Annotated in this window: 18 protein-coding genes; 6 read left to right on the top strand and 12 right to left on the bottom strand. The window is 67.7% G+C overall.

Translation table 11 applies throughout. From position 1 onward, the window contains the following. Positions 1-2: 2 nt before the first annotated feature. Positions 3-428 (top strand): type II toxin-antitoxin system VapC family toxin, encoded by a 426-nt coding sequence (locus tag F4Y45_14875; GenBank protein ID MXY25788.1) that lies wholly within the window; start codon positions 3-5, stop codon positions 426-428. Positions 429-482: 54 nt separating this feature from the next. Here the strand turns inward: F4Y45_14875 and bla are convergent, their stop codons facing one another. The 7 genes from bla to F4Y45_14840 form a co-directional block, all read right to left on the bottom strand. Next, positions 483-1,367 carry a subclass B3 metallo-beta-lactamase gene (bla, locus tag F4Y45_14870; GenBank protein MXY25787.1) on the bottom strand — a complete coding sequence of 295 codons (885 nt, stop codon included), beginning with the start codon at positions 1,365-1,367 and terminating at the stop codon, positions 483-485. Between the two features lie 7 nt (positions 1,368-1,374). Further along, entirely contained in the window at positions 1,375-2,361 is a 987-nt protein-coding gene (locus F4Y45_14865) for a hypothetical protein (protein ID MXY25786.1), read from the bottom strand. A 26-nt stretch (positions 2,362-2,387) separates the two neighbouring features. Next, positions 2,388-3,401, bottom strand: a complete 1,014-nt coding sequence (locus F4Y45_14860) for a hypothetical protein (GenBank protein MXY25785.1) — start codon at positions 3,399-3,401, stop codon at positions 2,388-2,390. A 36-nt stretch (positions 3,402-3,437) separates the two neighbouring features. Then, positions 3,438-4,460, bottom strand: a complete 1,023-nt coding sequence (locus F4Y45_14855) for a hypothetical protein (GenBank protein ID MXY25784.1) — start codon at positions 4,458-4,460, stop codon at positions 3,438-3,440. Positions 4,461-4,514: 54 nt separating this feature from the next. After that, positions 4,515-4,943, bottom strand: coding sequence for a PIN domain-containing protein (locus tag F4Y45_14850; GenBank protein ID MXY25783.1), 429 nt, complete (start codon positions 4,941-4,943; stop codon positions 4,515-4,517). Further along, the gene (locus F4Y45_14845) at positions 4,930-5,154 is read right to left on the bottom strand and encodes a hypothetical protein (protein MXY25782.1); all 225 of its coding nucleotides are present in this window, start codon (positions 5,152-5,154) and stop codon (positions 4,930-4,932) included. The genes F4Y45_14850 and F4Y45_14845 overlap by 14 nt, the downstream gene beginning before the upstream one ends. Positions 5,155-5,233: 79 nt before the next feature. Further along, positions 5,234-6,709 carry an NAD-dependent succinate-semialdehyde dehydrogenase gene (locus tag F4Y45_14840; GenBank protein ID MXY25781.1) on the bottom strand — a complete coding sequence of 492 codons (1,476 nt, stop codon included), beginning with the start codon at positions 6,707-6,709 and terminating at the stop codon, positions 5,234-5,236. Positions 6,710-6,799: 90 nt separating this feature from the next. On the opposite strand from F4Y45_14840, the gene F4Y45_14835 reads away from it, so the two are divergent. From F4Y45_14835 to F4Y45_14825, 3 genes are read left to right on the top strand one after another with little or no spacing between them, the layout of a single operon-like run. Then, the gene (locus F4Y45_14835; GenBank protein MXY25780.1) at positions 6,800-7,321 is read left to right on the top strand and encodes a (2Fe-2S)-binding protein; all 522 of its coding nucleotides are present in this window, start codon (positions 6,800-6,802) and stop codon (positions 7,319-7,321) included. Positions 7,322-7,325: 4 nt separating this feature from the next. Beyond that, positions 7,326-9,731, top strand: coding sequence for a molybdopterin-dependent oxidoreductase (locus F4Y45_14830; GenBank protein MXY25779.1), 2,406 nt, complete (start codon positions 7,326-7,328; stop codon positions 9,729-9,731). Then, complete coding sequence (locus F4Y45_14825) at positions 9,728-10,594, top strand: xanthine dehydrogenase family protein subunit M (GenBank protein ID MXY25778.1); 867 nt, start codon at positions 9,728-9,730, stop codon at positions 10,592-10,594. Before F4Y45_14830 ends, F4Y45_14825 begins: the two co-directional genes overlap by 4 nt. 89 nt (positions 10,595-10,683) lie before the next feature. Here the strand turns inward: F4Y45_14825 and F4Y45_14820 are convergent, their stop codons facing one another. From F4Y45_14820 to F4Y45_14800, 5 genes are all read right to left on the bottom strand, one after another. Next, positions 10,684-12,021 carry a DUF1552 domain-containing protein gene (locus F4Y45_14820; GenBank protein ID MXY25777.1) on the bottom strand — a complete coding sequence of 446 codons (1,338 nt, stop codon included), beginning with the start codon at positions 12,019-12,021 and terminating at the stop codon, positions 10,684-10,686. Beyond that, positions 12,018-14,516, bottom strand: coding sequence for a DUF1592 domain-containing protein (locus F4Y45_14815; protein MXY25776.1), 2,499 nt, complete (start codon positions 14,514-14,516; stop codon positions 12,018-12,020). The genes F4Y45_14820 and F4Y45_14815 overlap by 4 nt, the downstream gene beginning before the upstream one ends. Before the next feature lie 134 nt (positions 14,517-14,650). Continuing rightward, positions 14,651-15,361 (bottom strand): hypothetical protein, encoded by a 711-nt coding sequence (locus F4Y45_14810; GenBank protein MXY25775.1) that lies wholly within the window; start codon positions 15,359-15,361, stop codon positions 14,651-14,653. 14 nt (positions 15,362-15,375) lie between these two features. Further along, positions 15,376-15,879 carry a hypothetical protein gene (locus F4Y45_14805; GenBank protein MXY25774.1) on the bottom strand — a complete coding sequence of 168 codons (504 nt, stop codon included), beginning with the start codon at positions 15,877-15,879 and terminating at the stop codon, positions 15,376-15,378. Beyond that, on the bottom strand, positions 15,879-17,369 hold the full coding sequence (locus F4Y45_14800; GenBank protein ID MXY25773.1) for a cytochrome c: 1,491 nt from the start codon (positions 17,367-17,369) through the stop codon (positions 15,879-15,881). Before F4Y45_14800 ends, F4Y45_14805 begins: the two co-directional genes overlap by 1 nt. Positions 17,370-17,526: 157 nt before the next feature. On the opposite strand from F4Y45_14800, the gene F4Y45_14795 reads away from it, so the two are divergent. Both F4Y45_14795 and F4Y45_14790 read left to right on the top strand, forming a co-directional pair. Further along, positions 17,527-19,143 carry a hypothetical protein gene (locus F4Y45_14795; GenBank protein MXY25772.1) on the top strand — a complete coding sequence of 539 codons (1,617 nt, stop codon included), beginning with the start codon at positions 17,527-17,529 and terminating at the stop codon, positions 19,141-19,143. Next, the gene (locus F4Y45_14790; protein ID MXY25771.1) at positions 19,140-21,128 is read left to right on the top strand and encodes a pyrroloquinoline quinone-dependent dehydrogenase; all 1,989 of its coding nucleotides are present in this window, start codon (positions 19,140-19,142) and stop codon (positions 21,126-21,128) included. The genes F4Y45_14795 and F4Y45_14790 overlap by 4 nt, the downstream gene beginning before the upstream one ends. The last annotated feature ends 34 nt before the right edge of the window (positions 21,129-21,162 follow it).

Below are 21,162 nucleotides of genomic sequence, written 5' to 3'. Positions count from 1 at the left end.
CGGTGCAGTTACCCGACGTCAACGTCCTGATCTACGCGCATCGAGAAGACTCTCCGGAGCACGCGCGCTACGCGTCCTGGTTGCGGGCGCTGACGCATTCCCCGGAGCCCTTTGCCGTGTCGGAGACCGTACTGGCCAGTTTCCTCCGTCTGGTGACGAACGGAAGGATCTTCACTCCCCCGACGCCGATGGAAACGGCCATCGCATTCTGTCAGCGACTCGCGACACAACCGCGGGCCGTTGTGGCGCGGCCCACGCCTCAGCACTGGAAGATCTTCGTCGAGTTGTGCCGGGAGATCGAAGGACCTCTGGTGTCGGATGCCTACCTTGCCGCGCTGGCAATCGAGCACGGTTGTGAGCTGATCACGACGGACAGCGATTTCGCCCGCTTCCCGGGCCTCCGTTGGCGGCATCCACTCAGCGCCTGACGCGCTGCGCGGTCTCCCCGGCTAACCGCGCCGGCAACTGGTGTGCTCGCGTGTTCAGCGGCCCCCGCGTTCCTCCTCGAGCTGATCCAGATAGGCCTGCTCCAGCCGCTCCACGGCGAGACGGAACCCGTCGGGGTCGACGAACGTGTTCGGGTCGTAGGGGTTGCCCGGCGCCCACTTGTCGTGGAGGTTGTATTGCGAGCCGTGCGCGGCGACCCAGACGTCGATGTCCATGGCCTTCTGCTTGCGGAACGTCTCCGCGAAATCGTCCGCGACGCCCGGGTAGGTGGGATCGACGACGAGTTGCTTGCCCGGGTTGATGGTCCCCATGTTCGCGATGATGACGTCGTAGTCACGTCCCGCCTCGTGGACGGTCATCGCGTAGCCGGAACTCCCTGCAGTATGGCCCGGCATCTCCACCACGGTCAGCCGCGCCGCCCCCAGCTCGAGGACATCGCCGTCGGCGATGATGCGGTCCACCTCGACCGGCTGGAACGACTGCTCGCCGCCGAAGTGCGGGTCGCTGAAGCCGCCGTCCTCCAGCACGGGAGCGTCGTCGGCCGTCGCCCACATCTCCGCGCCGGTGATCTCCTTGATCTCGGCCAGCGCCGCCGTGTGATCCCAGTGCGCCTGCATCTGCAGGAGCACTCTGATGTCCTCGAAGTCGAAACCGAGCGACTCGATGTTCTGCCGGATCAGTTCGGTCGAATCCTCGAGGCCGGTGTTGATGAGGAAGTGACCCTCCTCGGAAGTGACGAGGAACACCGCCAGATCGTAGGTGCCGACGGCATACAGGTTGCCGATGACCCGGTGACCGGGGAAAGGCCGGGCCCAGTTGTCGCGCTGGGCCACCGCCGGAGCGGCGGCGGCCAGGGTGATTGCAAAGGCCAGGCCGGTCGCGAAAACAGTTCGAAGCATCCGCTTCCGCATCATGAGCATTCGCTCCCTACCGCCCCGCGGCCGCCTCCGCCTCTTCCATGCGGGCGCCGGCGAGGATCCCTTCCATGCTGTAGTTCCCCTCGTGGCAGGCGTACTCGTACATCGGCTGGTCCGCCAGCCGCATCGGGATGGACGCCGTCCACGCCGAAACCCAGGTCTCCGGGTCTGTCACCGTGTACGTGTAGTCCAGCGTGTCTTCGTCGACGCGTGTCAGGCGCTCGACCAGCGTCATGTTGGGCGTCGTGCCGCGCCAGCCCCGCTGATCGTTGAAGTTCCTGGTCTCGATGACCAACGTGTCGCCGTCCCAGTGCGCGCGCGAGTCGCCCGTCCACTGCCGTATGTCCTCGCCGAGGGCGGGCCGGCCGTCGAGCGGAACGATGCGGTGCGTGTGGACCATCTCGGTCACGAGGGCGATGTGATCTGGCGTCTGGAAGACCTGCATGTTCTGGTTGTAGCCGCCTGGCGTGATGGGCGGGCCGGCGTTGAAGCCGAGAATGCACCGGTCGTAAGCCGACCGGTCGCGCCAGGAGTCGGCCGGGTGTTCGCGCCGGTAGTCGCGACGCGCCTCGGCCCGTTCCCTGCCCTGGGACGACAGCTCGGGCAGCCGGCCGTTCGGCGGATCGACGACAAGCGACGTCCGGCGCGTGTCGATGGTCCGGGTGCCCCGGTCGAGCCAGAAGTTGTTGTAGAAACCAGGTGATCCGTCGGCGCGGCGATCGACCTGATCGGCCGCTTCGGTCCGTTCGGCCTCCCGCTCGAGCAGTTCCTGGTTTCGATCGACCACTTCCTGCTCCGCCCTCGCCGCCTCCTCGGCCGTCAGGAACTCCTGGTCACCCAACTCTTCCGGGCGCTCCAGCGGCGTGATGGTCCGGAAATCCCAGACCCCCTGCAGGTTCGGAGCTCCCCACGCGGTGCGGAGAGCGTTCTGGGCGTCGGCCGGCGCGGCAGCCACGAGCACTGTGGCGACCGCGACAACGAAGATGGTCCGCTGCATGATGCGCTCCTTTTCGCTGCGTCTCGCTACTTGCCGGCCTGTGCCGCTTCCTCGGCGCGGGAGCCGGCGAGAATGTTCTCAAGGCCGTAGTTCCCTTCGTGGCACGCGTACTCGTAGAGCGGCTCCGGGTTGAGCCACATCGGGAGGGAACCCTTCCAGGGCTGCGTCCAGACGTTCGGATCGTTGACCGTGAACTCGTAATCGAGGACGTCCTCGGACACGCGCGTGAACCGTTCCTCCACCACCAGGTCGGGCGTGAGATCCGCGTTGAAGTTGCGAATGAACGCGTGGTCGTTGAAGTTGCGCGTCTCGACGACCAGCGTGTCGCCCTCCCAGCGGCCGCGGGAGCTGCCGGCGAACTGCGGGACTGACGCCGGCAGGTGAGGCCGCCCGTCCAGCGGGATGTACCGGACGTCGTGGATGTGCTCCTGCAGGATCAGCACGTAATCCGGGTTCTGCACGATCAGGTAGTTGTTGTTGTAGCCGGTCGGGAAGGACGGGACGCCGCGGTACCAGAGGCAGCGGTCGCCGCCGTCGAGCGTTTCGTAAGAGTCGACCGGCAGGTCGCCGCGCCGCATCGCCGTCCGGCGGGCCGCCTCGTCGGAGTTGAGCCAGCGTTCCACTTCCGGCGTCACCGCCGGTAGCCGCCCGTTCGGTGGATCGGTGATGACCGACGTCCGTAGGGTCGGCACCACCGCGCGGCCCCGCTCCATCCAGAAGTTGTTGTAGGCCCCGACATTGCCTCCCGCTTCGGTCCTCCGTGCCGGCGCGTCGAACAGCTCGGCGTTCCGGTCCACCTGCCGCTGCGCGATGGCGGCAGCCTCTTCCTCCGTCAGAAACTCCTGCATGCCCAGCTCCTCGGGCCTCTGGAACGGTGTCAGGGTCGCGTTGTTCCACACCCCCTGAATGTCCGGATCGCCCCAGCCGGTGCGCGGCGTCGTCCCATCCTGGGCCTGGACGGCCGCCGGCGACCAGACGAGTGCCGCCACGGAGGCGACGAGAACCACGAAACGCACGGCGACGGCGCATTGATGACTCATCTCATCCTCCTCTTGGTGTCCCGGAAGGCCGGGCTGCTAGCGCGCGCCCGTCGAGGCGGCCGCTTCGGCCTCCTCGGCTCGAGCGCCCCCCAGGATGTTGATCATGGCGTGGTTGCCCTCGTGGCACGCGTACTCCCAGATCTCGCCTGCCGTCACACCGCGCGACGCCTGATCCGTCGTCATCGGCGCCGCCGCGGTCCAGGGTTGTGTGAACGATGTCGGATCTTCGAGCGTGAAGGTGTAATCGATGGACTCCGGTCCGACGCGCGTGAATCGCTCGACCAGCCGCAGGGTGGGACGCGCGGCCCGCCAGGGCGCACTCCAGTAGGTCTCGGGCCGGTCGATGAAGTTGACCGTCTCGACCACCAGCGTCTCGCCTTCCCAGCGCCCGCGTGCCTCGCCGGTCCACTGCGGGATGCCGTTCAGCGGACGGTCGTCCAGTGGGATGACCCGCAGCTCGTGGTACATCTCGTGCAGCATGACCACCTGTCCCGGGGTCTGGAAGATGCGCATGTTCATGTTGTACGGCTGCAGCGGGACCATGTTGGGGAGGCCGTCGGTGATGCAGCGCTCGCCCGTGTCGAGGTCCGTATAGGTGTAGAAGGGACCGACGCCGTAACGGGCCTGCTCGCGGTCGCTCTCAACCTTCTTCTCCGGGACCCAGGGGATGACTCCCTCCGGCGGATCGACGATGAGCGACGTCCGCCGGTCGCCGACGATACGGGTGCCGGCATCCAGCCAGACCTGGTTGTAGCCGCCCACGCTGCCGGGGGCCGACTTGCCGTCCGACTCTATGCGCCGCCGGGCTGACTCTTCTTCGATGGCGGCGGCTTCCTCATCCGTCAGCAGTGACTGCTCCGACTGCCGCCCGGGCCGTTCCAGCGGCGTAAGGGTGGCCGAGGTCCAGAGCCCCTGGAGGTCCGGGTCGCCCCAGGTGGTGCGTGGGGTTGTTGACTCGTTGCCTGCCGCCGATTGGCCCAGCGCCGCGGCCGGCAGCAGCACGAGAACTGTCAGCGCGCCAACTGCCAGAACCGGAGAGAAAGAAACCCTGTGAACCATCGCAACCTCCATCGGCGCAAGCATACCGCTCCCGTCAGAAGATGGCGATGGGATTCACCGGCGATCCCGGGTCGCGAACGGGTTCCGGACCGTCAGAGTCTCAACAACGCAACCGGTCTGCAAGTCCTCGGTGTGGAGCGTCGCGCAGGATCCATTGAGAGCCGCCCGCACGATGAGCGCGTCCCAGAAGGAGAGGTGATGCAGTCTGTGGAGATCGATCGCTGCAAGGAGATCCACGGGACCTAGGGCCACCACATCGAAACGCGAGTAGAGGAGGACGCGGCGGCGGGCGTCCTCGCTCGCCATGCCGAGCTTCCGCGTGGCAGCCGAGAAGAACTCCTGCAGGACCTGTATGGACAGAACGCCACGACGCTCGCTCAGGAGGCGTTCTATCAGCATACGGGCGTGTGCCTGTTTCAAAGGATCCCGTGCATCGTCGGCGTAGATCAGGACGTTCGTATCGAGAAACTCACGCTCGCTCATACAACTCCTCACGGGTCCACGGACCGGTTGAGCGATACGTTTCGTCGGCCCAGATCCTGTTGAGCTCGGCAATGACCGACTCTGCGTCGTCGACCCGTGTCAACTCGTTCAGGTAGTCGCGAATCAGCTGGTTCAGGCTTGTTCCCCGTGCCACGGCGATGCGGCGGGCCTCCGTCACGATTCGATCGTCGATCGAGAGAGTCACGTTCATGCACACATATTATGTGCACACGTGATACGTGTCAACGGCTGGTAGGACAACCCCTCTTCAGTGGCGCGATGTCGATTGGCTACGCGTCGATTCCGCCCATGCAGAGGTACTTGATCTCGACGAAGTCGTCCATGCCGTACTTCGACCCCTCGCGGCCGATCCCCGATTCCTTGACGCCCCCGAACGGAGCTACTTCGTTCGAGATAATCCCCTCGTTGACACCGACGATGCCGTACTCCAGGCCTTCCGAAACACGCCAGATGCGGCCGATGTCGCGGCTGTAGAAATAGGCGGCGAGACCGAACTCGGTGTCGTTGGCCATCCGGACCGCCTCTTCCTCGGTCGAGAACCGGAAGAGCGGGGCGAGGGGACCGAACGTCTCCTCGCGCGCCACCGCCATCGCCGGGGTGACACCGGTCAGCAGGGTCGGCTCGAAGAAAGTGCGGCCCAGGGCGTGGCGTCCGCCGCCGACGGCGATCGTCGCTCCCTTGCCGACCGCGTCCGCTATGTGCTCCTCGACCTTCTCGACCGCGCGCATGTCGATAAGCGGACCTTGCTGGGCTCCCTCCTCCAGGCCGTTACCGACCTTGAGTTCCGCGACCGCCGCGGCCATCTTCGTGGCGAACGCGTTGTAGACGCCATCCTGCACGAGCACGCGGTTGGCGCAGACGCAGGTCTGCCCCGTGTTGCGGTACTTCGAGGCCATTGCGCCGGCCACCGCCGCGTCGAGATCGGCGTCGTCGAAGACGATGAACGGGGCGTTGCCACCCAGCTCCAGACTGACCTTTTTCACCGTCGATGCGCACTGCGACATCAGCAGCTTGCCCACCTCGGTGGAACCGGTGAACGACAGCTTGCGGACGGTGGGATTCGAGGTGAGTTCCGCCCCCATGGGACCGGACGGACCGGTGATCACGTTGACTACTCCGGGCGGGATGCCCGCGCGGTCGGCGAGCTCCGCCAGCGCGAGGGCCGTGAACGGCGTCTGCGAGGCCGGACGGATCACGACCGGGCACCCCGCTGCGAGCGCCGGCGCGCACTTGCGGGTGATCATCGCGGCCGGGAAGTTCCACGGCGTAATCGAGGCAACGACGCCGATCGGCTGCTTCAGCACCACGATCCGCCGGCCGGGCTGCGGATGGTTGATGACGTCGCCGTAGACGCGCTTCGCCTCTTCGCCGAACCACTCCACGAAGGACGCGGCGTAGGCGATCTCGCCTCGCGACTCGGCGAGCGGCTTGCCCTGCTCGCTCGTCATCAGCACCGCGAGGTCGTCCTGATACGCCATCATCAGCTCGAACCACCGGCGCATCAGCCGGGCGCGCTCCTTGGCCGCGCGGGAGCGCCAACCGTTCCACGCCGCGTCGGCGACCTCGATGGCGGCCCGTGTCTCCTCCCGGCCGAAGGCGGGAACGGTGCCGAGAATCTCGCCTGTAGCTGGATTGTCGACCTCCATCGCGCCGCCGTTCAGCGCCTCGGTCCAGCGGCCGTTCACGTAGCACTGCTGGCGAAACAGGGCGCGGTCACCGAGGGTCGCTGTCGTCCTGGCCTCCATGGTCGGTCCTTTCTCCGTGCAAGTTAGAATCGCCATGCTACCCGAAGCTCCAGGGAGAGATGGCGGGTGCGAGCGAACCGGAGGAGATCGATGGCGCGGGTCGCGATTACGGTCAATGGGAAGCGTCGGACGGCGGAGGTGGAGCCGCGGCTGCTGCTGGTGCACTTTCTGCGGGAGCAGCTCAACCTCACGGGCGCGCACGTCGGATGCGACACCAGTCAGTGCGGGGCGTGCACGGTGCTGGTGGACGGGCGGAGCGCCAAGTCCTGCACCCTCTTTGCGGTGCAGGCCGATGGTTCGGAGGTGACGACGATCGAGGGGCTCGCGCAGGACGGGCAGCTCCATCCGCTGCAGGAGGGGTTCTGGGAAGAACACGGCCTGCAGTGCGGCTACTGCACGCCCGGCATGATCCTGTCGGCGGTCAACCTGCTGGCTGACAATCCCGAGCCGAGCGAGCAGGAGATCCGCGAGGGGCTGGACGGCAACCTCTGCCGCTGCACCGGCTATCAGCACATCGTCAACGCGGTGCAGTACGCGGCGGCGCGTGCGGCGGAAGGCGATGACACCAACGCCGCCGAACCCTCGACGGGCATGAACGCCCCCGGCAAGTAAGACGATGGCGTCCCCGGTCCTTCCGAAGCTGGTCGGCGAACGCGTCAAGCGACGTGAGGATCCGCGCCTGATTCAGGGGCACGGCACCTACGTCGACGACGTGAAGATCGCCGGCCTGCAGCATCTGGCGTTCAAGCGGAGCGACATTCCGCACGGCCGGATCCGCTCCATCGACGTGAGCGCCGCCGCCGCGATGGACGGCGTCGAAGCGGTCTTCACGGGGGCACAGATCGCCGGGTTCCTGCCGCCGATGCGGGTAGCCACGCCGTTCCCGGCGCCCGAACACCGCGCGGTGGCGGTGGACAGGGTCCGCTTCGTCGGCGAACCGGTCGCGGTGGTGGTCGCCGCCGACCGCTACATCGCGCGCGATGCCGCGGACGCGATCGCCGTCGACTACGAACCGCTCCCGGCGGTCGTCGACCCGGAAGCGGCCATGACCGGCGAGCCCGCTGTCCTGCATGCCGACTTCCCCAACAACGTGTGCGTCGGACCGATGCCGACGGGGACCGGCGTCCGGCGGGGCGCGGTCGACGACAGCGCGATCGAGCAGGCGTTCGCCGGCGCTGATGTCACCGTTTCACAGCGGATGGTGAACCATCGCCTGGCTCCAACGTCCATCGAGGCCCGCGGCGTCGTCGCCTGGTACGAGCCGGGCAGGGAGGCGCTGACCATCTGGTCGTCGACACAGAATCCACACGCCGTTCGGACGTTCGTTGCCGAGATGCTTGGCCTCGGCGAGGATCGGGTCCGCGCCATCGCTCCGGAGGTTGGGGGTGGCTTCGGCGCCAAGATCAACATCTACGGGGAGGAGTACGTCGCGGCGGCGCTGTCGAAGCAGCTCGGCCTGCCGGTCAAATGGATCGAGGATCGCTCCGAGGCGTTCCTGGCGACCATCCACGGCCGCGGCTCGATCGCCTACATCGATCTGGCCGCCACCCGCGACGGGCGCGTGCTCGCGCTGAAGATGCGGATCATCGCCGACATCGGCGCGTACAACATGCTGCTGACGGCCGGAATTCCGACGTTGACGATGTCGATGGCGAGCAACGTCTATGCCTTCCCGGCGATCCGCGCCGAGCTGACGGAGGTCTTCACCAACAAGACGCCGACCGATGCCTACCGGGGGGCCGGGCGGCCGGAAGCGATCTACTACGTCGAACGGGCGATGGACATGCTGGCGCGCGAACTGGGGATGGAACCCGCCGACGTGCGCCGCCGGAACTTCATTCCGCCCGATCAGTTCCCGTTCCGGACCGAGACGGGCTCCGTGTACGACTCGGGCAACTACGCGGGGGCGCTCGATCACGCGCTCGAGGCAGCCGGCTGGGAAGAGCTCAAGGCGGAACGGGACGCCGCCCGCGCCGACGGACGCATCGTCGGTCTGGGCCTGTCGATGTACGTCGAGGTGTGCGGCATCGGCCCGTCTCGCGGGGTCTGGTCGGGTGGCTGGGAGCACGCCCAGGTGACGGTGGAGCGAGACGGCCGCATCAGCGCCACGACCGGCGCTTCTCCTCACGGTCAGGGGAACGAGACAACGTTCGCCCAGATGCTGGCCGACCAGTTCGGCATCCCGATGGACCACGTCACGATCCACCATGGCGACACGAGTGTCGTCAAGCAGGGAGTCGGCACCTTCGGCAGCCGGTCGCAAGCGGTGGGGGGCACGGCGCTGCACCTGGCGGGCGCGAAGGTGAAGACGAAGATGGCGCGGTTCGCGGCACTGCTGCTCGAGGCGCACGAGGCCGATCTGGTGTTCGAGAACGGACGGATCGCGGTCGCGGGCGCGCCGTCGTCCGCGAAGTCGTTCGCCGAGGTTGCAGCGTACGCTTACCGGCCGACCAGGCTGCCCGACGGGCTCGACCCGGGTCTGAGCGACGAGTCGTTCTTCGAACCCGACAACAACACGTATCCGTTCGGCTGCCACATCGCGCTGCTCGAGATCGACCGCGACACCGGCGAACCGAGGCTGCTCCGGATGGTGGCGGTGGACGATGCGGGCAACCTGATCAACCCGCTAATCGTCGAGGGACAGATCCACGGCGGCCTGGCCCAGGGAATCGGGCAGGCGATGGTGGAGGAGGTGGTCTACGGCGAGGACGGCCAGCCGGTTACGGGCTCGTTGATGGATTACGCGCTGCCCCGGGCGAGCGACTTCCCGCGGTTCGAACTGTCGAACACGGTGACCCCGACGCCGTGCAATCCCCTCGGCGCGAAGGGCGTGGGCGAAGCGGGCACGATCGGCTCCACGCCCTGCATCGTCAACGCCGCGGTCGACGCGCTCAGCCCATTCGGCGTGCGGCACGTCGACATGATGCTGCGGCCGGAGAAGCTCTGGCGGATCATTAACGGCGCCGGCAGCGCACCGGAGACAGGCGGCGGCGAGGGCGAGGGCACGGGAGGCGCGTCGTGATCCCGGCGGCGTTCGAGTACGAACGGGCGACCTCCGTCGACGACGCGATCGCCAGGCTGAAGGCCGCGGGCGGCGCGGGCAAGCTGATTGCCGGCGGCCACAGCCTGGTGCCGCTCATGAAGCTGCGGCTGAGCCAGCCGGCGGTGCTGATAGACCTCGCGCACATTCCCGACTTTGCCGGCGTGCGCGAGGCGGACCGTGGTGGGATCATTATCGGCGCGGGGACGACGCACCACGACGTGGCGACATCACCGCTGCTGCGCGAGCGCTGCCCGGCGGTGGCGGACACGGCCGCGGTCATCGGCGACCCGCAGGTGCGGAACCGGGGGACGATCGGCGGCAGCCTCGCCCATGCCGACCCGGCGGCCGACTATCCGGCGACCATGTTGGCCCTCGATGCCTCGTTACGGGTCGCCGGGCCGAACGGCATGCGGGTCGTGCGGGCCGACGACTTTTCCCAGGGGATGTTCACGGTGGACCTCGCAGCGGACGAGATCCTGACCGCGGTGACATTCGAGCCGGTGCGGCGGGCAGCCTACGCGAAGCTCCCTCAGCGGGCCTCGCGCTTCGCCATCGTCGGCGTGGCGGCGGCGCTGGAAGTGGAGGATGGCGTCGTGGTCTCGGCGCGGGTGGCCGTCACCGGGGCGGCGGGATCGCCATCGCGGTTGGAAGGCGTCGAACGTGCTCTCGCCGGCCGGCCGGCGACGATTGAAGCCATGACCGCCGCAGCCACCGGCGCGGGCGTCGGGCTCACGGACCTGAACGAGGACATCCATGCGAGCGCCGGCTACCGGCGCGCGATGGTAGAGGTCTTCACGCGGCGCGCGCTGACCGCCGCACTGGCGCGGTCCGACGCAGTGTAGCGCTGAAAGCCGGCCTGGAGGCCAGCGCACCATGGCCGGCGCACCAACCGGAACCCGGTCCGGCGCACCAGGTCGGCGCGCCAAGCCTGCTAGCTGACGGGCAGCAAATCGAGCGGGCCGGTGCTGTCCGCGATCTTGTCGACCGGCACCCCCATCTTGTCGAGGATGGTGAGGTGGAGGTTGGTCGCAGGCGTCTTGTCCTTGTAGACGAGATGCCGGCTGCCCGGCTTGAGCGTGCCGGACCCGCCGCCCACGAGCACGATCGGCAGTCCCTTGTTGTCGTGCGCGTTGCTGTCCGACATGCCGGCGCCGTAGAGCAGCATCATGTGATCGAGCAGGCTGCCATCGCCATCCGGAGTCGCCCGCGCCTTCTCGAGGAAGTAGCCGAAGAGCCCGATGTGGAATTCGTTGATCTTGGCAATCTTCTCGTAGAGGGTCGGGTCGTTCCGATGGTGCGACGTCGGGTGGTGCGAGTCGGGCACCCCGATCTCCGGATAGGTCCGCCCGCTGATCTCGCGAGCCAGCATGTACGTGCTGACCCTCGTCAGGTCGGTCTGATACGCGAGGAGCATCAGGTCGAACATCAGCTTGGCGTGCTCCTCGTAGGTCGCCGGCACGCCGGCCGGCTGATCCACTTCCGGCAACTCGCGGTCGCTTTGCTCCTCCGCCTTCTGGATGCGGCGCTCGATATCGCGCACGGCGTCCAGATACTCGTCAACGCGGATCCGATCGTTGGGGCCGAGGCCCTGCTGCAGCGCGTCGATCTTGTCGGTGACCGAATCGAGAATGCTCCGCTCCTTCCGGATCTGGGCCATCCGAACGGATGTGTCGGTCGTCCCGGCATCGCCGAAGAGGCGCTCGAAGACGGCGCGCGGGTTGTTCTCCCCCGGCAACGGAGTCGACTCGCTGCGCCAGGCGATTGTGTTCGTGTAGGTGCAACTGAACCCGACGTCGCAGGAACCCGAAACGTCACGGCTGTCGAGCGCCAGTTCGAGCGACGCGAGCTGCGTGTGCTGCTCGAAGCTCCGCGCGACCAACTGATCGACGGAAACTCCGGCCTGGAGATCCGACTCGGTCCGCGCTGGCGTTACGCCGGTGAGGAAGCGGGTTGCCGCGCTGGCGTGGACGCCGGCGTTGCTCGGCACCCCGTTCAGCCCGGTCAGAACGTGCATCTGATCGGCGAACTGCTCCACCGGCTTCAGGATGCGGGAGATCTCAAAGCCTTCACCCTCCGTCGCCGGTGTGAAGTGGCGCATCGCCATCCCGTTCGGGACGTAGACCACACCGAACCGGCGAACCGGGTTCGCCGCCGACTTGCGGATGGCCGCAAACGCTGGCGCCATGCTGTCGAGGAACGGCAGCGCAAGGGACGCGCCAATGCCCCGCAAAACGGTCCGCCGCGGAATCGCTTTCCGAGTGACGATCATGAGCCTGACCTCCGCATCTGAAACGGATCGCTCCGAACGATGCCCAGAATGATAGACGACCAGCGGTAGTCTTCGCTAGCCGCTTCTCGGACGATTTCCCGCACCACCGGGGAGTCGTAGTATTCCACGCCGCGCCCCAGGGCATACATCAACAGCTTCTCGGTGACGGTCCCGACGAAGTCCTCCGGGCGGTCCAGAAGCAGGTTGCGCAGTCCCTCCCGCCCGGTGAAGGCGGCTCCGTCCGGAAGCACGCCGGAAGCATCGACCGGCGTGCCCCCTTCGTTGGTGTCGCGCCAGCCGCCGATCGCGTCGTAGTTCTGCAGCGCGAAGCCGATCGGGTCCATCGGCGCGTGGCAGACCGAGCACGACGGATTCTCGCGGTGCTCCACCATCGCCTCGCGGAGGGAGCGCGGCTTGCCGTCGGCGGTTTCCTCCTCCAGGGCCGGGATGTCCGGCGGCGGCTCCGGCGGCGGCGCGCCGAGCATGTTCTCCAGCACCCACTTGCCACGCAGCACCGGAGACGTACGGTTCGGGTACGACGTCACCGTCATCACGCTGCCGTGCCCGAGCAGGCCGCCCCGCTGCAGGCCGTCGAGCTCGACGCGGCGGAACCGATTGCCGTAGACGCCAGGTATCCCGTAGTGCTCGGCGAGGCGCTCATTGACGTAGGTGTAGTCGGCCGAAAGCAATTCCAGAAGGCTTCGGTCCTCGCGCAGTTGATTGCCGATGAACAGCTCGGTCTCCGTTTCGAACGCCTCCCGCAGATTCTCGTCAAACTGGGGAAAGATGTTCGGGTCAGGGCTCACGCCACCCATGTTCCGGACATAGAGCCACTGCCCGGCGAAGTTGTCGACCATCGCCTGGGAGCGCGGATCGGCCATCATCCGCCGGACCTGCTGCTCCAGAACGCCGGGATTGCGCAGCGTCCCCTGCTCGACCGCATCGAGCAGTTCGTCGTCCGGAATACTGCTCCAGAGGAAGAACGACAACCGCGACGCCAGCGCGACATCCGAAATCGGATAGCCGGCGTTCGGCGCGGCGTCGACCGGATCGCGGATCACCCGGAAGAGAAAGTCGGGATCGGCGAGCAGCCGCTCGATGCCGAGTTGCACTCCGCGCTCAAAGCCCCCCTCCGCGAAGCCGTCGTCGTAGAACGCCACCAGCGTTGAGACATCAGCACCCTCCACCGGCCGGCGGTACGCGCGGCGGGCAAGCGCGGACAGGATCTCCCGGGCGCAAGCGCGCGCCTCAGCCTCGGTCGCGCCCGGCTCCGGCCGGCAGGTGAATATGCGGCGACGCGTCGGCGTATCGCCTGGACCCTCGACGCTGAGCGGACCGGTGATCTGCACGCTGGCGAGCCGCGGGTTAGTGTCCGGCATCTCGTTGATGGCGAGCGCGAAGCCCGTCTGGCGAGGCTGCAGGACACCTTCCTCTTCCCACGTCTCACGCGGGAACGAGACGCCGAGCGTGTGCGGGCCGGCCGGGACGAACAACGTCATCTGCAGACCGTCGTCGGCGTGCAGCGTGTAGTCCTCCCAATCGTCCGTACCGCGGATGTTGCCGGAAAAGCTGATCGGCGCGGGCATCCCGGGCGCCTCACCCCCGAACGTGAAGTGGCCCACCCGCTCGCCGTCCAGCCGGATTTCCACGTCATGCGCGTCATCGATGCCGCGCACGTAGCCGACGTAGTTGGTCTGCAACCGCAACTGGATCCGGTACTCGCCATCGACCGGGAAGTGGTGACGGATGGCGGCGCCGCCACGAGATCCGAACGGCAGGTCCTCACTCTGCTGATCGGTCTGAATCAGGTTGAGCGGGACGTCGTAGGTATCGATGACCGCGCCGCCCGGTGGCGTTTCGCCCACCGCCAGGCGGCTGATCTTCCGCGCCGCCGAGACGTAGCGCTCGAGCAGGGCGGGCGAGAGCGACAGCGACGTGGCGATGTTGTCGAAGCCGTGCTGGTCGGGTGAATCCGGCGGAATCAGCGACGCGACGTCGACCTCGAGGTCGAGCAGGTCGCGGATGACGTTCCGGTACTCGGCCTGGTTGAGACGGTGGAACGCGGCGGTCCGCCCGGGATTCGGCCGCGCCGCGGCCGCGCGATCGAGCTCGTCTTCCAGCCAGCGGCGGAAGCCGTCGTAGGTCTCCTGATCGGGACGCGGCCGGGGCTGCGGCGGCATCGCGCCCACGCGGAGCTTCCGGACCACCTTCTCCCACAGTTCGGGATCGGTCGCGACGTTGTCGACGTCCGCCGTGTCGAGCGTCAGGCCGAGCAGGCGCAATTGGTCGGCGAGCCGGCCGGCGCCGGCCGTCCCGTTGACGATTCGCTCGTTGTGGCAGGTGACGCAGTACTGGTTGACCAGTGCCCGCTGCGGCGAGACATCCGCCGCGTCCGAGGCAGACGCCTGAGTCTGGGCGGCAGGCGCTTCCGCCATTGCGACCACGCCGAGCAGCAGCCCGGCCGTACCGACCGCCGAGAACAGCCGCTTTCGCAAACGCAACTCTTCCTCGTAGTGGTTGGAACGCCCTGGCGCCGAAGACGGGCGCACCAGCCCGATCCCGGCGACAGCACGCCTCAGGCCGCCAATTTTTTCGCCGTTTCAGGCGGTTGTCAAACCCCTGGACACCGTTACGGCCCGGAATCTTCGTCCACGCGTTCCCACCAGACCGAACCGAAGTTGACGAACGGACCTCCGTCCTCCGAGATCCGCATCCGAACCTGATACGCGAACGGCGAGGTGATGTAGGTGCGGCCAGCGAGGCGGACCTGGCTGCCGCCCCGCGAAATGGCAGGGGTCTCCCAGTGATGCGAGAAGTAGCCGCCGGGATCGCCGCCCACCCGGCCCACCTTCACCAGTCGAAAGCCGCGGCTGTCGTCCTCGATGCGGACCATGTAGGTCGCCCGCCGGTCGTACACCGTCAGCGCTTCGATCGTGACGTTCTCCTCCGCGATCGTCGCCTCAATGGTGGATCGGTAGGAGCATCCGCCGACGTGCTCGACCGTCTCGGTGCCGATGAACTCGCCAGCGGGCGCCAGCGGGGAATCCGGCAGCACGCCTTCGATGGACCACTCACCCACCAGGTAGTGCGGATCGAACGGGAGCGGATCGTCGCCGTCCGCCTCGACCCCCACCGTTGGACGCCGAAGCGCGTTCAGACCGTCGATCAGATCGAGTTCCTGCTGAGTGAGGCACTGACCCTCAACCGGCGTCTCACCCGCCTGCAGCTTGACGATCGGCTCCGCCTCGATCTCCTCCGGCGTCTGCGCGGCGAGCGGTGCGGCCCATGCAACGACGGCCACTCCAGCGATGAACCCCGTCACCGGTTTCCGTCCGATCAACGTACCCCTCCCGGTCAGTCCGTTCCGCAGTTATCAGCCAGGCCGACGACGGCAAGCAGGTTCAGGCGCGGCGGGGGCTCCGCATCGATCAGGAGCGCCTTCACGAGAACGGCGCGGCCGTCGCGCAACTCGCCGGTGGCGTTCACCTGATCGGGCTCCGTGAACAGCGCCCGGTCGGCCGCTCTCAGCAGTGCCTCGGCCCCCAGAAAGTCCGGCACGCCGATCAGCTGGAATTCGCGGTCACCGAGAGGACGCGACTTGGCGGCGTCCACCTCGAGAACATTGAAGACGCCCACCCCCGTCGGCTCCGGCTCGGCGGCCCGGACGAGCCACCAGTCGGCGTCGCCGCCTCGCCGCTCGGCGCAACCCACGGTGTGAACCACCTCGACCGCAGGCCCGTTGTCGCCGCCGCCCGGCTGTTGCAGCGAAGCAGCCGCAGCGCCTGACACCGACGCCGAGAGCATCGCCACCAGCAGCGCGCCCGCGCGGTGCAACGCGACCGTGCGACCGTGGTTCATCAGTCCTCGCTCGCGGGTTCTCCGTCCTTGAGCGTGTAACTGACGTTCGCCAGGAACATGTCGTCCCAGCTCTGCTCCGACCAGTACACCTCCTTGTGGGGAGCCGGGTTCAGCCGGTTCGTCCGGGAGTTGTCGTAGCGGGCAATCGCCTTGACGGTGCTACCGGCCGGCGCGAAGACGGGCTCGGTCAGGTCGTACTCGAACTGCCAGTCGAAGCTGTAGTTCGGCACCCGCAGAAGGATCTCCTCCGTTCCATCGGGGCGGGTGAGCACGTAGGTGACGTCCTTGCCCCGCACGTGCATGTGGAGGAACAGACTCTGAATGAACGCGTCGTTCTGGAACGCGCCGATGCCCGTGACGGTCCAGTTCGCGTCGTTGGGCGGAATCGGAGCCAGCAGTGGATTGAGCCCCTGGCCCACCTGGCGCGACGCAGCGGCGGCGCGGCGCTCCTCCGGGGTGAGGGGTGGCGGCGCGACCAACTGCTCGTTTTCGGACGTGTACTCGCGCAGAAACATGGTCCGCTCGAAGTTCTCGGCGTCATCCGACGCCAGCCAGGCCCCGATCGCCGGCCGTGCGGTCTCGGGCTTGCCGGTCGCCTGGTAGTGGAGGTTCCAGATGATGTAGTCGAAGAGGTCGCCGCGGATCTCGCGCTTCTGCCCCGGCTTCACCAGTTCGGCGCCCACACCCGGAATATAGGGACCGAAGCCGGACCGCGCGCGCGCACGCTCCTCCGCGTCGGCGTCGTTCCGGCCGTCACGCGCGTCCTCGTCCTGCTGCTGCTCCCGTTCCGCTTCCTCCGCGGCGGCAACCTCCTCCGGGTCGGCATCCGGATCCTCCACCGGCACGTAGTCGACCATCGGTCCGCCCGCCCAGGCGGCTCCACGTCCCAGTTTCACGCCGACAGGCAGGTTCACCAGGCCGGTCGTGATGTGGTGGGTGGCCGCGTAGTTGCCCGGCCGCACCTGCGTGGCGGACACCTGCATCACGTCGTCGAACGGCAGTGGCGTGTACAAGTTGAAGTTGGGCGTCTCACCGTCGGCGTCGATATGCCACGCTATCGGAAACTCGATCACGTAGTCCGGCTCGAGTCCCTCGGGATGGCTCCAGCCCGCTTCCGAAAAGACCGGCGGCTCCGGCGCCAGGCCATCTCCTTCCGGCGCACCCGCATCCACCCAGGCGACGATCGTGGCGATCTCGTCGTCGCTCAGGCTCGTGTCGTTCTCGAACGTGCCGAACCGCGGATCGGCGAACCAGGGCGGCATTTCGCGGGATGCCACTTTCGCCTTGATCGCCCGCGCCCACGGCCGCGCGTCGCCGTAAGACAGCAGCGACATCGGCGCCACCTGGTTCGGCCGGTGGCAACTGGCGCAATTGTCGAGCAGGAGCTGCCCCACCCCTCCGTTGTAGGTGGGATGATCCTGGGCCACGGCGGGCGCCGATCCCAGCATAAGCACGGCGACGACGGCAGCGAAACTGATCCATCGGGTCATGGCTAAGGCCTCCACGCACAACGGCACCGTCCCGGCGGTGCCGGATTCTGCCCATTATGTGCCGAGGTGAGGCTTGGTTCAACCGGCACATCGCGAGAAGCGGACCGGATGGACAAGAACGATTGTGGAAACGAAGGGCTACGGTAAGATAGGCGCGATGATGGGCGGAAAGGGGTATGGCGTGACGGCGGCGCGTGCACGGACCTCGACGCGGGTGGCGATTGCCCTCGCACTTGCCCTGCCGGCGGCTGCCCCGGCCGCCGCGAATGTCGACGGCGCGCCGATAATCGAGGCGGCACGCAATCAGGACGCCGAGGCGGTCCGGACGCTGATCGCCGACGGCGCCGACGTCAACGCCCGGCAGCCGGACGGCGCGACCGCGCTGCACTGGGCCGCCTACCGTGACGACCTCGAGATCGCCGACCTGCTGATCGACGCCGGGGCTGACGTAACCGCCGCGAACGAGCTGGGCGCCACCCCGCTCTGGCTGGCCGCCGACAACAGCAGCGCACGCATGGTCGAGCGGCTGCTCGACGCGGGCGCCGACCCGAACGTCACCTTGCCGGAAGGCGAAACCCCAATCATGACTGCCTCCCGCACCGGCAGCGTAGAGGCGGTCCGCCTGCTCCTGGCGCACGGCGCGGACATCGACGCGGCCGAAGCGTCGCGCGACCAGACCGCGCTGATGTGGGCGGTTGCGCAGGGCCATCACGACGTGATCGCCGCGTTGCTCGAGCACGGCGCCGACGTCGCCGCGCGCTCGCGGATCCGTCCCCGCCTGATGCACAGCGACAGCACCAATGCGTCCCAGTACGACCAGGGTATCGTCTGGAATCGCGGCGGCTACACACCGCTCCTCTTCGCCGCGCGCCATGGCGATACGGAAGCGGGCCGGCTGCTTGTCGCGGGCGGCGCTGACATCAACGAAACAGCGCCGACCGGCGCGAGCGTCCTGACCATTGCGACGCACAGCGGCCAGACGAACTTCGCACTGTTCGCGCTCGAGGCAGGGGCCGACCCGAACGCACGGGGCGCCGGCTACACGCCGCTGCACGCCGCGATTCTGCGCGGCGATCTGGGGCTCGTGCGGGCGCTGACCGAAGCGGGAGCGGATCCCAACGCGCGCCTTGAAAAGGGCACACCCCTCCGCCGCGCCGGCCAGGACTGGTACATCGCGCCGCAACTGACGAGCGCCACGCCGTTTTGGCTCGCAGCCTACTATCAGGAACCACAGATCATGCGAGCCCTGGTCGACGCCGGGGCCGATCCGTCACTCACGACACTCGAAATGTGGGAGTCGGTGTTCGAGCGGGCGGGCGGTGTCGGCCCGCCGTACATCGCAGGCGGCTTCCAGTCGCCGTTGCTTGCCGCCGTGCGCGGCCAGCACAATCGGGGCCGCGTCTTCAACAGCTCGCTCCGCGATCCCGACGCCGACGAGCGGCAGGCCCTCGAAGCAGCCAGCGTGGCGATCGAGTTCGGTGCCGATGTGAACCACACCGATCGCGATGGCACGGCGCCCATCCATACCGCCGCTCAGCGCAACTACGCCACCGTCGTGGAGTTGCTCGCTGAGCACGGCGCCGACCTCGCCCTGAAGAACGGCAACGGCCAAACGCCGCTGCAGATCGCGGAGGGCGCCGAGCAGCGCCGCGCGGCGCGGCCCGACATCACTACCTACCCGAGTGGCAACTCCGCGCAAGCGCTCCGCGATCTCGGGGTCGTCCACGAGACGGCCGAGAACGTTCAGGCGGACGGCACCGGTCAGCAGCAATGACGGCGCGGCGGGCGACGCTCGCGCTGGCTGCGGCGTTTTTCGCCAGCGTCGCGATCCCCGCGTCGGCTGCAGCGCAACAGGGCGCGCCGAACGGTGAGTGGACCTACTACGGCGGCGACGTGGGGGGCACCAAGTACTCCGGCCTGGATCAGATCGACGCCACCAACTTCAACGACCTGAAGATCGCCTGGCGCTGGCAGTCGGCCGATGCCGGCCTGGATCTCGAGGCGCTCCGCGAGATCCATGAAGACCTCAGCCTGGGCAACCTGAAGGTCACCCCGCTCATGGTCGGAGGTGTCGTCTACGTCGTGACGCCGCTCCGTCTCGCGGTGGCGCTCGACGCCGGGACCGGCGAGACGATCTGGGTGCACAACCCGGAGGTGGTCCGGGACACGAAGTTCTCCATCAACTCGAGCAACTTCAGCTCGCGGGGCGGCGCGTACTGGCGGGACGGCAGCGACGAGTTCTTCTACTACGGCACGCCCGACGGGTACCTGCTTGCCCTCGACGCCAGAACCGGGCAGCCGGCCGCGGGCTTCGGCGACAACGGCCGCGTCGACCTGGCGGCGGAGCTGCCGCGCAACGGTCGCGGCCGGGTCGACTGGAAGGGCCACCCGTTCGTGAGCGTCAACTCGCCGCCGCTCGTCGCCCGTGGCGTGATAGTCACGCCGCTCTCGATCTCCGATCAGCCGATTGCTCGCGAGCAGGTGCCGGGCTGGGTGCAGGGAGTGGACGCACGCACCGGCGAGACGCGGTGGATGTTCAAGACGGTGCCGGAATCGGATGACTTCGGCGTCGACACGTGGGGAGGCGATTCGTGGCGCTACACCGGTGGCGCCAACGTCTGGTCCGCCTTCGCGGCCGACGAGGAACTGGGCTTCGTCTATCTGCCGACCGGCACGCCGACCAACGACTACTACGGTGGCCACCGCCCGGGCGACAACCTCTTCGCGGAGAGCATCGTCGCCCTCGACATCGAAACGGGCGCGCGCCAGTGGTATTTCCAGGCGGTACACCACGGCGTCTGGGACTACGACTTCCCGACACACCCGAACCTGGTGGATGTCACGGTGGACGGGCGGCCCGTGAAGATGCTGGCGCAGATCAGCAAGCAGGGCTTTACCTACGTCTTCGATCGCGTGACCGGCGAGCCGGTCTGGCCTATCGAAGAGCGGCCGGTCGAGACGGACACCGACCTGCCGGGCGAGGTGCTTGCGCCCACGCAACCGTTTCCGACAAGGCCGGCGCCGTTCGAGTACCAGGGCTCATCGATCGACGACCTGGTCGACTTCACGCCGGAGCTGCGGGAGATGGCGGTCGAAGCGGTGCGGAACCACCGGCTGGGCGGGTTGTTCTCGCCTCCCATGCTGTCCGTCGAGGGAGGGATGCAGGGAACGATTCAACGCCCGGCGTTGGCCGGCGGCGCCAACTGGGGCGGCTCGGCCGTCGATCCCGAGACCGGCATCCTCTACGTCCCGTCGGTAAACGCCTATTCCATCCTGAAGTACGTCACTCCGGAAGAGGAGGGATCGGACCTCAACTACACGCAGGGCGGGTTTCAGACACCTTCCCTGATGCCACAGGGGCTTCCGCTGTTCAAGCCACCGTATTCCCGGATGACCGCCATCGATCTCAACACCGGCGATCATGCCTGGATGCGACCAAACGGCGACGGCGACCGTTTTCGCAACCACCCGCGCCTGCGCGACCTCGATCTCCCGCCCGTCGGGGGAGACGGCAGGGGTGGCCCGGTCCTCACGAAGACGCTCCTGGTTAGCGCGCTGTCCGCCGGCGGCGAGAACAACGACGGCGGCCCCCGGCTGATCGCCCGCGACAAGGCTACCGGCGAGATCGTCGGCTCGCTCGATCTACCCGGCGGCGCCATCGGCACTCCGATGACCTACCTGCACGAGGGCCGCCAGTACATCGCGCTCACTGTCGGCGGCGACGTGCCCGAGTTGGTGGCCTTCGCGCTGCCGGACTAGGCGTTCCCTACGGTGCGCCGGCGTCCACGTCCTA

The sequence above is a fragment of the Acidobacteriota bacterium genome (assembly GCA_009838525.1).
GTDB lineage: Bacteria > Acidobacteriota > Vicinamibacteria > Vicinamibacterales > UBA8438 > VXRJ01.
This window is presented reverse-complemented; position numbering and strand designations above follow the sequence as displayed.

Excerpts from the sequence above, each read along its gene's own strand:
- F4Y45_14860 (MXY25785.1), bottom strand. The coding sequence starts at position 3,401 with ATGAGTCATCAATGCGCCGTCGCCGTGCGTTTCGTGGTTCTCGTCGCC.
- F4Y45_14840 (MXY25781.1), bottom strand. The coding sequence starts at position 6,709 with ATGGAGGCCAGGACGACAGCGACCCTCGGTGACCGCGCCCTGTTTCGC.
- F4Y45_14850 (MXY25783.1), bottom strand. The coding sequence starts at position 4,943 with ATGAGCGAGCGTGAGTTTCTCGATACGAACGTCCTGATCTACGCCGAC.
- F4Y45_14835 (MXY25780.1), top strand. The coding sequence starts at position 6,800 with ATGGCGCGGGTCGCGATTACGGTCAATGGGAAGCGTCGGACGGCGGAG.
- F4Y45_14805 (MXY25774.1), bottom strand. The coding sequence starts at position 15,879 with ATGAACCACGGTCGCACGGTCGCGTTGCACCGCGCGGGCGCGCTGCTG.
- F4Y45_14855 (MXY25784.1), bottom strand. The coding sequence starts at position 4,460 with ATGGTTCACAGGGTTTCTTTCTCTCCGGTTCTGGCAGTTGGCGCGCTG.
- bla (MXY25787.1), bottom strand. The coding sequence starts at position 1,367 with ATGCTCATGATGCGGAAGCGGATGCTTCGAACTGTTTTCGCGACCGGC.
- F4Y45_14800 (MXY25773.1), bottom strand. The coding sequence starts at position 17,369 with ATGACCCGATGGATCAGTTTCGCTGCCGTCGTCGCCGTGCTTATGCTG.
- F4Y45_14830 (MXY25779.1), top strand. The coding sequence starts at position 7,326 with ATGGCGTCCCCGGTCCTTCCGAAGCTGGTCGGCGAACGCGTCAAGCGA.
- F4Y45_14865 (MXY25786.1), bottom strand. The coding sequence starts at position 2,361 with ATGCAGCGGACCATCTTCGTTGTCGCGGTCGCCACAGTGCTCGTGGCT.
- F4Y45_14820 (MXY25777.1), bottom strand. The coding sequence starts at position 12,021 with ATGATCGTCACTCGGAAAGCGATTCCGCGGCGGACCGTTTTGCGGGGC.
- F4Y45_14845 (MXY25782.1), bottom strand. The coding sequence starts at position 5,154 with ATGAACGTGACTCTCTCGATCGACGATCGAATCGTGACGGAGGCCCGC.
- F4Y45_14795 (MXY25772.1), top strand. The coding sequence starts at position 17,527 with ATGATGGGCGGAAAGGGGTATGGCGTGACGGCGGCGCGTGCACGGACC.
- F4Y45_14790 (MXY25771.1), top strand. The coding sequence starts at position 19,140 with ATGACGGCGCGGCGGGCGACGCTCGCGCTGGCTGCGGCGTTTTTCGCC.